This window comes from Micromonospora sp. CPCC 206060 (assembly GCF_036906895.1).
Taxonomy (GTDB): Bacteria; Actinomycetota; Actinomycetes; order Mycobacteriales; family Micromonosporaceae; genus Micromonospora.
The window spans coordinates 130003-141004 of the sequence record NZ_JBAKHU010000008.1 but is presented as its reverse complement, the minus strand read 5'-3'; the positions used below and the strand labels follow the sequence as shown (position 1 = coordinate 141004).

Below are 11002 nucleotides of genomic sequence, written 5' to 3'. Positions count from 1 at the left end.
CCTACTGGATCACCGCCGAGGACCTCACCGCCTGGACCGCCACCCGCGGCTACTCCGCCTGACGAACAACAACAAAGCAACAACAACGAGGGGCCGACCCACCCGGGTCGGCCCCTCACCGTGTTTCCACGTTCAACGGGTAGCGCTATCCGCTGGCCGACCCGCCTCCGGCCCGACCCCGGCACCGTCGACCCCGGCGTCGTCACCGGCCGCGTCGCCATCGGCCGCCCTGTCACCAGCCGCGTCGCCACCGGCCGCCCTGTCACCAGCCGCGTCGCCATCGGCGCCTGGCGCCGGGGCCAGGCGGTGGGCCCGGCGGCGCAGCCACCAGGTGGTGCCCAGCCCACCCACCACGGCAAGGAGCAGTCCCACCCAGGAGACGCTCTTGAGCCAGTGCTCGGCCACCCGCCCGAGGTGGTAGAGCAGGTACGTCGTACCGAATGCCCAGACCAGACCCCCGGTGGCGTTCGCGACCAGGAACCGCCGGTACGGCACGTGCAGCGCGCCGGCCAGCGGTCCGGCGAGGATCCGCAGCAGCGCCACGAAGCGGCCGAAGAAGACCGCCCAGACGCCGTACTTCGCGAACATGAACTCGGCCCGGTCCACCTGCGCCGGCCCGAGGTGTTTGGGGAACCGCCTGCCGAGCCGGGCCAGCAGGGGCCGACCGCCCCGGCGCCCCACGGCGTAGCCGACCGAGTCGCCCAGGATGGCGCCGGTCGCGGCGGCGATGGCCACCCATTCCGGCTCGACGAACCCGGTGGCCGCCAACAGGGCCGAACTGACCAGGGTGATCTCACCCGGCAGCGGAATGCCCATGCTCTCCAGGCCGATCACGGTGCCCACGAGCAGATAGACGGCCACCGGCGGCATCGCGGTGAGCCACTGCTGTACGTCGACCATCTCGCCACCTTCCGTTCCGGCATCGCACCCTACTCCGGATCCGGGACAGCCGAGGGACACCGGGTCACGGTCGTACGGGCGAGCGGGGCGGTCAGCCGAGCGGGGCGGTCAGGCGAGCGGGGCGGTCAGGCGAGCGGGGCGAGGAATTCCAGGCGGTTGCCGTGCACGTCCTCGGTGTGGAAGCGACGCATCCCGGGTAGTTCACCGTCGGCCCAGGTGACCGGGTAACCGGCGGCGGCCAGTCGGGCGGCGAGCGGGTCGAGATCGGGTCGGAGCAGGCCGGGGTGCGCCTTGCGGGCCGGGCGGAAGTCGTCCTCGACACCGAGGTGCAGTTCCACCCCGTACCCGGTGAACCAGCACCCGCCCCGGGCCGCGAGGGCCGGCGGTTTGGGCTTCTCCACCAGGCCGAGTACCCCGACGTAGAACGACCGCGACGCGGCCTCGGAGTCGCGCGGGCAGGCGAGCTGCACGTGATGGATCATGGTTACGCCTCCTCGTCCCGAAGCCTGGCACGGGGTTGCGTCAATAGCAAGACGAACGTACGGTTTTGTTGAGTCAAGAATGGCCGGTAAGTGTTGCCTAAGCACGGCAGCGGGCCGGCCGGTACGAAAGACTGCTCAGGACTATTCACAGTCGCTGGTGTGAAGGAGTACGACGTGGCGAGCCTCGACACCTTCGGTGCGAAGACCCAGCTACGCGTCGGAGACGCGAGCTACGAGATTTTCAAGATCAGTAAGGTGGACGGGCACGAACGCCTGCCGTACAGCCTGAAGATCCTGCTGGAGAACCTGCTGCGGACCGAGGACGGCGCGAACATCACCGCCGACCACATCCGCCAGCTCGGCGCGTGGGAGCCCACCGCCGACCCGAGCGTGGAGATCCAGTTCACCCCGGCGCGGGTGCTCATGCAGGACTTCACCGGCGTACCGTGCGTGGTCGATCTGGCCACGATGCGCGAGGCGGTCCGCGACCTGGGCGGCGACCCGACCAAGGTCAACCCGCTCGCCCCGGCCGAGCTGGTCATCGACCACTCGGTGATCGCCGACCTGTTCGGCCGCGAGGACGCCTTCGAGCGCAACGTGGAGCTGGAGTACGAACGCAACAAGGAGCGCTACCAGTTCCTGCGCTGGGGCCAGACCGCGTTCAACGAGTTCAAGGTCGTCCCGCCGGGCACCGGCATCGTGCACCAGGTCAACATCGAGTACCTGGCCCGCACGATCATGGAGCGCAACGGCCAGGCGTACCCGGACACCGTCGTCGGCACCGACTCGCACACCACCATGGTCAACGGCCTGGGTGTGCTCGGCTGGGGCGTCGGCGGCATCGAGGCCGAAGCCGCCATGCTCGGCCAGCCGGTGAGCATGCTCATCCCGCGCGTGGTCGGCTTCAAACTGCACGGTGAGATGCCGGCCGGCACCACCGCCACCGACCTGGTACTGACCATCACCGAGATGCTGCGCAAGCACGGTGTGGTCGGCAAGTTCGTCGAGTTCTACGGCCCCGGCGTGAGCGCCGTGCCGCTGGCCAACCGGGCCACCATCGGCAACATGTCCCCGGAGTACGGCTCCACCGTGGCGATCTTCCCGGTCGACGCCGAGACGGTCCGCTACCTGGAGCTGACCGGTCGCAGCCCGGAGCAGGTCGCGCTGGTCGAGGCGTACGCCAAGGAGCAGGGCCTCTGGCACGACCCGGCCGCCGAGCCGGACTACTCCGAGCGGCTGGAACTGGACCTGGGCACCATCGAGCCGTCTCTGGCCGGTCCGAAGCGCCCGCAGGACCGGGTACCGCTGGGCAACGCCAAGACGCTGTTCCGCTCGGCGCTGACCGACTACGTCGCCGACGACCAGGTTGCCGCAGCGAAGAACGGCGGGGCCACCAAGGCCGCCCTGGGCGGCCCGGCCGACGAGGCCAGCGCCGAGTCCTTCCCGGCCAGCGACTCGCCGGCCAACGAGAGCAGCGACCCCGCGGACGCGCCCCGCGAGCTGGTCAACTCGGCGGTCGGCTCCGGTGGACGGGCCAGCAACCCGATCCGGGTGACCGGTGACGACGGCACCGAGTTCGAGCTGGACCACGGCGCCGTGGTGATCGCCGCCATCACCTCCTGCACCAACACCTCCAACCCGCAGGTGATGATCGGTGCCGCGCTGCTGGCCCGCAACGCGGTGGAGAAGGGCCTCAACCGGAAGCCGTGGGTGAAGACCACGCTGGCGCCGGGCTCGAAGGTGGTCATGGACTACTACGAGCGGGCCGGCCTCACCCCGTACCTGGAGAAGCTCGGCTTCCACCTGGTCGGCTACGGCTGCACCACCTGCATCGGCAACTCCGGGCCGCTGCCCGAGGCGATCTCCGCCGCGGTCAACTCCAACGACCTGGCCGTGGTGTCCGTCCTCTCCGGCAACCGGAACTTCGAGGGCCGGATCAACCCGGACGTCAAGATGAACTACCTCGCGTCCCCGCCGCTGGTGGTGGCGTACGCGCTGGCCGGCACCATGGACATCGACCTGGCCAACGAGCCGATCGGTGAGGACACCCAGGGCAACCCGGTCTTCCTGCGCGACATCTGGCCGAACAGCGCCGAGATCCAGGACGTGATCGCCTCGGCGATCGGCGCGGCCGGCTTCGGTGCCGCGTACGCCGACGTCTTCGCCGGTGACGAACGCTGGCAGTCGCTGCCCACCCCGACCGGTGACACGTTCGCCTGGGAGGGTGAGTCCACCTACGTCCGCAAGCCCCCGTACTTCGAGGGCATGCAGCGCGAGCCGAGCGCGGTGAACGACATCACCGGCGCCCGGGTACTGGCCAAGCTCGGTGACTCGGTCACCACCGACCACATCTCCCCGGCCGGCTCGATCAAGGCGGACTCCCCGGCCGGCAAGTACCTCGCCGAGCACGGGGTACCCCGGCACGAGTTCAACTCGTACGGCTCGCGGCGCGGTAACCACGAGGTGATGATCCGGGGCACCTTCGCCAACATCCGGCTGCGCAACCAGTTGCGGGTGCCGGGCACCGGTTCCGATGCGGGAGCTCCGCTCCCGGAAGGCGGCTTCACGGTCAACCACCTGACCGGCGAGCAGTCGTCGATCTACGACGCCTCGGTCGCGTACGCCGAGGCCGGCGTGCCGCTGGTGATCCTGGCCGGCAAGGAGTACGGCTCCGGTTCGTCGCGGGACTGGGCGGCCAAGGGCACCATGCTGCTCGGTGTCCGGGCGGTCGTCGCCGAGTCGTACGAGCGGATCCACCGCTCCAACCTGATCGGCATGGGTGTCCTTCCGCTCCAGTTCCCGGTCGACACCACCGCCGAGTCGCTCGGTCTCACCGGTACCGAGACGTTCTCCATCACCGGGGTGACCGCGCTGAACGACGGCCAGACCCCGCGTACGGTGAAGGTCACCACCGACACCGGCGTGGAGTTCGACGCCGTGGTCCGGATCGACACCCCGGGTGAGGCGGACTACTACCGCCACGGCGGCATCCTCCAGTACGTCCTGCGCCGGATGATCGCCAACTGATCCTGCCTGTAAGGAAGGGCCCCTTCTTATCGTTTTCGGTAGAGGAAGGGGCCCTTCTTAACACTTCCGGGGCGGCGGGTACGTCACCCAACCGCCCCGGCACGATGCAGGGGATCAGCTCCAGCGGATGGAGCTGCTCTCGTCGTCGAGGACGCCGAGCTCGTCATCGATATCCATGAAAGGGCTCGACGCGCCCGCCCAGCCCCGGTACTCGAAAAGGCTCACCCAGCATGCCCGGCCGCCGATGAACGAGCCGATCTCGTCGTTCCAGTCCTCCGGTGTGATCAGCTCCACCCAGTAGTCGACGTCCGCGGTCGTCAGGGTGCAGTCGAACTCGGCGCTGTAGGTCAGCGTGCTCCCGCGGTAGTCCCTGTCCTCGCGCATGATCGCGACCGGAGCCAGGGCCGCCGGCGTGACGACGCCGCCCTGCTTCGCCCCGGTCCCGCCCAACCGTTGCACGTCGGGGCGGGTGCGCCGACGTTGCGCCCACCCGCCCCGACGTGTCCTCCGGATCAGATCCTGCCGACCCCCGCGCCTGCGGTGACCAGCGCCGGCACGTTCGCCGCCGCGTCGAGTTGGTACGCGTAGTACGTGCCCGGCTCGACGACGGTGCCGCTGGTCTCCGGTACGCCGGAGTTGACGAAAATGTTGTTGCGCTGCACCGCCCGGCCCGGGCCGCTGTCGGCGTACCCGCTCGCGGAGTACATCGGGTGCGGCACATCCTTGAAGTAGTTCCCCTCGACCATCACGCCGCCGTTCTCGGTGGAGGCGATCCCGTAGAGGGCGTTGCCGAGGAAGTAGTTGTTGTAGACGTGCACCGGCTCACCGAAGCGGACCCGGGGGTGCCGCTGCCGGCTGTTGTCGAAGAAGTTGTGGTGGATGCTCACCTTCAGGTGACCGATGTCGGTGGAGCCGGAGCCGTCGGAGTGGCCGATCAGCATGCTCTTGTCCGAGTGGTCGAAGTGGTTCCAGGAGACGGTCACGTAGTCCGCACCCCGCACGATGTCCACCGAGCCGTCGACGGCACCGGAGAAGCGGTTGTGGTCGATCCAGATGTGGTGTGAGTTCTGGCCGACGTTCACCGCGTCATCCTCGGCGAGGGTGAAGTTGATGTTCCGCACGATCACGTTGTACGACCGGTAGAAGTCCAGACCGCCACCGGTGATCTCGGCGTCGCCGACCCCGATGATGGTCTTGTTCGGGCGTACCCCCTGCTTGCTGGTGATCGCGATCCGGCCGGTGACCTGGATGATCAGCGGCCCGACGGTGTCGATGTACTCCAGGAAGTCGGTCGCGTTGGTCGCGGTGACCACCGGCCCGCCGAGGCCGCCGGTCGTACCGTTCTGGCCGAGTGCGTTGACTGCGGCGAAGCCGTCCGGAACGGCGCTGGCCACCGGCCCGTCCGCCGCCAGGGCGGCGGCGGTGGTCGCCGTCGCGGTCGCGGTTGCGGTCGCCGTTGCGGTCGCGGTCGCGGTCGCGGTCGCGGTCGCGGTCGCGGTCGCGGTCGCGGTCGCGGTCGCGGTCGAGCCCAGCTTGCCCACGCCGGCACCGGCCGGAACGATCGTGGGGACGTCCGCCGCCGCGTCGAGCTGGTACGGGTAGTAGCTGCGCGGGTCCGGCACGGTGCCCCGGGTCTCGATCGCGTGGTTGCAGGCGACCAGGATGTTGCCCCGCTCGACGATCCGGCCGAGGTTGCCGCTGAAGTCGACCCGGCCCGGGTTGTTGACGCTGTAGAAGTAGTTGTTCTCCATCAGCACGGCCGCGTCGTAGGTGGAGGCGACCCCGTAGCTGTTGTCGTAGTAGTAGTTGTTGTAGACGTGCGCCAGGGCGGAGAAGCGCACCCGCGGGTTCCGCTGGTCGGAACGGTTGAAGTAGTTGTGGTGGTAGGTGACCCGCAGCCGCCCGATGTCCTGCGGCCCGGCGTCCTCGTCGTGCCCGAGCAGCAGGGTCTTGTAGTGGTCGTGGAAGTGGTTCCACGAGACGGTGGCGAAGTCCGAACCGCGCTTGATGTCGACCGCGCCGTCATCGCCGTTGGAGAACTCGTTGTGGTCGATCCAGATGTGGTGGCTGAACATCTGCACGTTGATCAGGTCGTCGCTCGCGCCGGTGATGTGCAGGTTCCGGATGATGATGTTGTGCACGGCGTTCGCCGGGGGCGAGGTCACGTTGTCGTCGACCGGTACGCCGATGTTGAGCCCACCGCCGGAGAGCGTGGCGTTCGAGCCGAGCCCGACGATGGTCTTGTCCGAGGCGACGTTGTACATGCCGTCGTTGCTGCCGGTGGGCAGGTTGATGGTGCCGAAGACCTGGACGACGTACGGGCCGGGACGGCTGATGTAGTCGATGAACTGCTCGGTGGTGGTGACGGTGACCGTGGGTCCACCGGCACCACCCGTGGTCCCCGCCTGGCCCAGTGCGGTGACGCTGGCGAAACCGTCGGGGGTGGTGGCGGCACTGGTGGCCAGCGGGGCGCCCGGCGCCTTCGGGAGGTCGTCCACCACCGGCGCGGCGCCGGCCGGGAGGGCCGGAACCGTCAGCACGGTGGCCAGGGTGACGGCAGTGAGCATCCGTCGCCGTCGGGAACTCCGGTGATCGGCGCCGATCGTGCTGAGGAGCATGGGGGTTCGCCTTTCCGGGTGGGATCACCGACTACCGGCCCGGCACCGGTGGGCGAGGTCGGTGCCGGACGGTTCGGGGAACGGGTGATCCGTGGCGATGGAGACGGGAAAGCGCTTTCCGATCCCATGCTAGGAACCTCTATTCAGCAATGTCAATCAATTGGGGAAGGTTGCCGGAATCGCACCGAGACACCGGCAGACCTGCCGCCACAGCGCGTCCGCGAGTTCCGGCAGACTACTGAGCACCGTGACGTCCAGGTCGAGAGCGGTGACCAGCCGAGCCAGGTCGGCCGGGGTGTCCGCCCGACGTGCAGCAGACGGTTACCGTCGTCGACCGCCTCCACCGCCCCCGTACCCGGCCAGACGCGCTGCCGTACGGTCCCGGCGGGTTCGTGACTCACCGCTGTACGGGGGTAGCAAGAAGTTGCGGGTTGAGTGAGTGATAGAATGCAGCCGTGAACTTGAAAGAGTGGGCGAAGCGGGAAGGCGTCCACCCGGTGACGGCGTATCGCTGGTTCCGAGAGGGCAAACTACCCGTGCCTGCTCGACGGGTCGGCGGACTGATCCTGGTGGAGCGTGCCGCCGAGACATCGCCGTCGGGGATCACGGTGGTGTACGCCCGAGTGTCGTCAGCCGACCAGAAAGCCGATCTGGACCGGCAGGTCGCCCGGGTCACCACCTGGGCCACCGGTCAAAGCCTCGCCGTCGACCGGGTGGTCACCGAGGTCGGCTCGGCGCTGGACGGGCGGTGCGAGAAGTTCCTCGGCTTGCTGCGTGATGCGACGGTGACGACGATCGTGGTCGAACATCGGGGCCGGTTCGCGCGTTTCGGTGCCGAGTACGTGGAGGCGGCCCTCGCGGCTCAGGGACGGCGGTTGCTGGTCGTTGACCCGACCGAGGTGGACGACGACCTCGTACGGGACGTCACCGAGATCCTGACGTCGCTGTGTGCCCGGCTCTACGGGCGCCGGGCCGCCGCGAACCGCGCCCGCCGGGCGGTCGACGCCGCCACCGCCCCGGACGCTCCGGTGTGACGACGATCCAGGCGTACCGGTTCGCCCTCGACCTGACCCCGGGTCAGGAACGTGCCGTGCTCGCGCACGTCGGGGCCGCCCGTGTCGCCCACAACTGGGCACTGGCCAGGGTGAAGGCGGTCATGGACCAGCGGGCCGCCGAACGCGCCTACGGCGTCCCGGACGACCAACTCACCCCGGCGGTCGGGTGGTCGCTGCCGGCGTTACGCCGAGCATGGAACGACGCCAAGAACGAGGTCGCGCCGTGGTGGGCGCAGTGTTCGAAGGAGGCGTTCAACACCGGCCTCGACGCGCTCGCCCGCGCGTTGCAGAACTGGACCGACTCCCGCACCGGCAGGCGCAAGGGGCGACCGGTCGGGTTTCCCCGGTTCAGGTCCCGCCGCCGCAGCAGCCCGTCGGTGCGGTTCACCACCGGCGCCATCCGTGTCGAGCCGGACCGCAAGCATGTGGTGCTGCCCCGGCTGGGCCGGTTGAAGCTGCACGAGTCGACCCGCAAGCTGTCCCGCCGCGTCGACAACAACACCGCGCGGATCATGTCCGCGACGGTGCGCCGTGACGGCGGACGCTGGCGTGTGGCCTTCTGCGTCGAGGTGGAGCGTGCCGAACGGGCCCCCGCACGCCCCGGCTCGGTGGTCGGCGTCGATGTCGGCATCACACACCTCGCCGTGCTGTCGACCGGTGAACTGGTGGGCAACCCGCGTCACCTCCGCACCGCTGAGCACCGGCTGCGCCAGCTTGGCCGGGCGCTGTCGCGTAAAACCGGCCCCGACCGCCGCACCCGGCAGCGTCCATCGAACCGGTGGCAGCGCGCGTCCGTCCGGCTGGGCCGGGCACACGCCCGGGTGGCCAACCTGCGCCGCGACGGCCTGCACAAACTCACCACCCGGCTGGCCCGTGAGTGTGGCACGGTCGTGGTCGAAGACCTCAACGTCGCCGGGATGCTGCGTAACCGGCGACTCGCGAAGCACATCGCTGACGCCGGGTTCGCCGAGATCCGCCGCCAGTTGGCGTACAAAACATCGTGGAATGGTGGTCGGCTGATCGTCGCCGACCGCTGGTACCCGTCCTCGAAGACCTGCTCGGGTTGCGGCACGGTGAAAACCAAGCTGGCCCTGTCCGAGCGTGAGTACGAATGTCAGGCGTGCGGCCTGGTCATCGACCGGGACCGCAACGCCTCACTCAACCTCGCCGCCCTCGCGGCGGCACGGATCGACACCGCCGGGAGTGGCCCGGTGGCCGGACGTGGAGCCGACCAGAAGACCCGCCTACGCGGGCAGGTAGCCGTGAAGCGTCAACCCGGCACGGCAACCGCCGGCAAGACCGGGACCGTCCCACCGCAAGGCGGGACTACCAACCATGTGCTCACCAGAGCGCACTGAAAGGTAACGGCTGGTGTAGCGAAGCGCAGCCGCTCGTACCCGCAGCGACGACGGGCAGCGGCCAGCGAGCGGCGCGTCGGACGACGGGCAGCGGCCAGCGAGCGGAACGTCGGACGACGGGCAGCGGGCGGGGCGTCAGCCGGAGCGACGGGCGTCCCGGGCCTTCATGGCGTGCTCCAGCAGGGTGATCAGGACGTCCTTGCCGGACTGCCGCTGGCGGGCGTCGCAGAGCATGACCGGCACGTCCGGGTCCAGGTTGAGCGCAGCCTGCACCTCGTCCAGCCGGTACTGCCGGCTGCCCTCGAAGCAGTTGACCGCGACCACGAACGGCGTACCCCGCCCCTCGAAATAGTCGATCGAGGGGAAGCAGTCAGCCAGCCGGCGGGTGTCGGCCAGCACGACCGCGCCGAGCGCGCCGAGCGCCAACTCGTCCCAGACGAACCAGAAGCGGTCCTGCCCGGGGGTACCGAACAGGTACAGCACCAGATCATCACTGATGGTGATCCGGCCGAAGTCCATCGCCACCGTGGTGGTGGTCTTGCCCTCCACACCGGACAGGTCGTCGATGCCCACTCCGGACTCGGTGAGGATCTCCTCGGTCCGCAACGGCCGGGTCTCGCTCACCGTTCCGACCAGAGTGGTCTTACCCACCCCGAAACCACCCGCGACAAGAATCTTGATGGCGGTCGGCAGGGTCAACGACCCCGCCGACCGCTCAGAGCGCTCGTAGTCCATTGATAACCGCCTCGAAAACACTGTCGTCGGGAAGACCGTGGACCGCATATGGCTCCCGGACCCGGACCATGTCGCGGGCGACCAGGTCACCGAGGAGAACCCGGATCGTACCGACCGGCAGGTCCAGGTGTGCGGCGACCTCGGCGACCGAGAGCGCGCGCTGGCAGAGCCCGACGATGGCAAGGTGCTCCGGCCCCAGCCCCATCTCGGGGCCGGGATCCGTCCGGGTCGCCGTGACCAGGGAGATCAGATCGAACTTACCGGCGACCGGCCGGGCCCGGCCCCGCGTCACCGCATACGGCCGGACCACCGGCCCGGCATTGTCGTCGACCCACCGTTCTTCCGCAGACTCGCCTGAGACGGTCATCGGCGGCTACTTCTCGTCGGCCGACTGGTCAGGCAGGCGCGACGGCGACGCGACGTACTTCCCGACGCGGGTGACCAGCATCGCCATCTCGTAGGCGATCAGGCCGACATCCGCGTCCTCGGACGCCAGGACAGCGAGACAGGCGTTACGCCCGGCCGCGGTCACGAACAGGAACGACGACTGCATCTCGATGATGGTCTGCTGCACCTGACCGCCACCGAACCTCTTGCCCGCGCCCCGGGCCAGGCTCTGGATGCCGGCGGCCATCGCCGCCAGATGCTCACCGTCGTCCCGGCTGAGCCCCTGTGACGATGCCATCAGCAGCCCGTCTGTGGAGAGGGCGACCGCATGCTCGGCCTGCTTCACCCGGCCGACCAGGTCGTCCAGCAACCACGTCAGGTCGGCACTCGATGCCGTCTTCTGCCCCACTCGTCGTCCTCTTCTCCCCCGGCTCGTGTCG

10 protein-coding genes are annotated in these 11002 nt (G+C 69.2%); 3 read left to right on the top strand and 7 right to left on the bottom strand.

Annotation, left to right across the window (positions count from 1 at the left end):
- Positions 1 to 132 precede the first annotated feature (132 nt).
- Both V6U90_RS09450 and V6U90_RS09445 read right to left on the bottom strand, forming a co-directional pair.
- On the bottom strand, positions 133 to 900 hold the full coding sequence (locus V6U90_RS09450) for a DedA family protein (protein ID WP_334433498.1): 768 nt from the start codon (positions 898 to 900) through the stop codon (positions 133 to 135).
- Between the two features lie 125 nt (positions 901 to 1025).
- Entirely contained in the window at positions 1026 to 1382 is a 357-nt protein-coding gene (locus tag V6U90_RS09445) for a glyoxalase (protein WP_334433496.1), read from the bottom strand.
- A 159-nt stretch (positions 1383 to 1541) separates the two neighbouring features.
- Between V6U90_RS09445 and V6U90_RS09440 the strand changes: the two genes are divergently transcribed.
- Positions 1542 to 4409, top strand: a complete 2868-nt coding sequence (locus V6U90_RS09440; RefSeq protein ID WP_334433494.1) for an aconitate hydratase — start codon at positions 1542 to 1544, stop codon at positions 4407 to 4409.
- Between the two features lie 114 nt (positions 4410 to 4523).
- Here V6U90_RS09440 and V6U90_RS09435 read toward each other — a convergent pair whose 3' ends face one another.
- Both V6U90_RS09435 and V6U90_RS09430 read right to left on the bottom strand, forming a co-directional pair.
- Complete coding sequence (locus V6U90_RS09435) at positions 4524 to 4859, bottom strand: hypothetical protein (protein WP_334433493.1); 336 nt, start codon at positions 4857 to 4859, stop codon at positions 4524 to 4526.
- A 62-nt stretch (positions 4860 to 4921) separates the two neighbouring features.
- Positions 4922 to 7027 (bottom strand): pectate lyase family protein, encoded by a 2106-nt coding sequence (locus tag V6U90_RS09430; RefSeq protein ID WP_334433490.1) that lies wholly within the window; start codon positions 7025 to 7027, stop codon positions 4922 to 4924.
- Positions 7028 to 7482: 455 nt separating this feature from the next.
- On the opposite strand from V6U90_RS09430, the gene V6U90_RS09425 reads away from it, so the two are divergent.
- Positions 7483 to 8061 (top strand): IS607 family transposase, encoded by a 579-nt coding sequence (locus V6U90_RS09425; RefSeq protein ID WP_334433487.1) that lies wholly within the window; start codon positions 7483 to 7485, stop codon positions 8059 to 8061.
- Positions 8058 to 9440: an IS607 family element RNA-guided endonuclease TnpB gene (tnpB, locus tag V6U90_RS09420; RefSeq protein ID WP_334433484.1), complete on the top strand. Its 1383-nt coding sequence runs from the start codon at positions 8058 to 8060 to the stop codon at positions 9438 to 9440. The genes V6U90_RS09425 and tnpB overlap by 4 nt, the downstream gene beginning before the upstream one ends.
- 135 nt (positions 9441 to 9575) lie before the next feature.
- Here tnpB and V6U90_RS09415 read toward each other — a convergent pair whose 3' ends face one another.
- From V6U90_RS09415 to V6U90_RS09405, 3 genes are read right to left on the bottom strand one after another with little or no spacing between them, the layout of a single operon-like run.
- A complete protein-coding gene (locus V6U90_RS09415) occupies positions 9576 to 10175 on the bottom strand; it encodes a GTP-binding protein (RefSeq protein ID WP_334433481.1) in 600 nt (199 codons plus the stop codon).
- The gene (locus V6U90_RS09410; RefSeq protein ID WP_334433479.1) at positions 10156 to 10542 is read right to left on the bottom strand and encodes a DUF742 domain-containing protein; all 387 of its coding nucleotides are present in this window, start codon (positions 10540 to 10542) and stop codon (positions 10156 to 10158) included. The genes V6U90_RS09415 and V6U90_RS09410 overlap by 20 nt, the downstream gene beginning before the upstream one ends.
- A gap of 6 nt (positions 10543 to 10548) precedes the next feature.
- Entirely contained in the window at positions 10549 to 10971 is a 423-nt protein-coding gene (locus V6U90_RS09405) for a roadblock/LC7 domain-containing protein (protein ID WP_334433477.1), read from the bottom strand.
- Positions 10972 to 11002 lie beyond the last annotated feature (31 nt).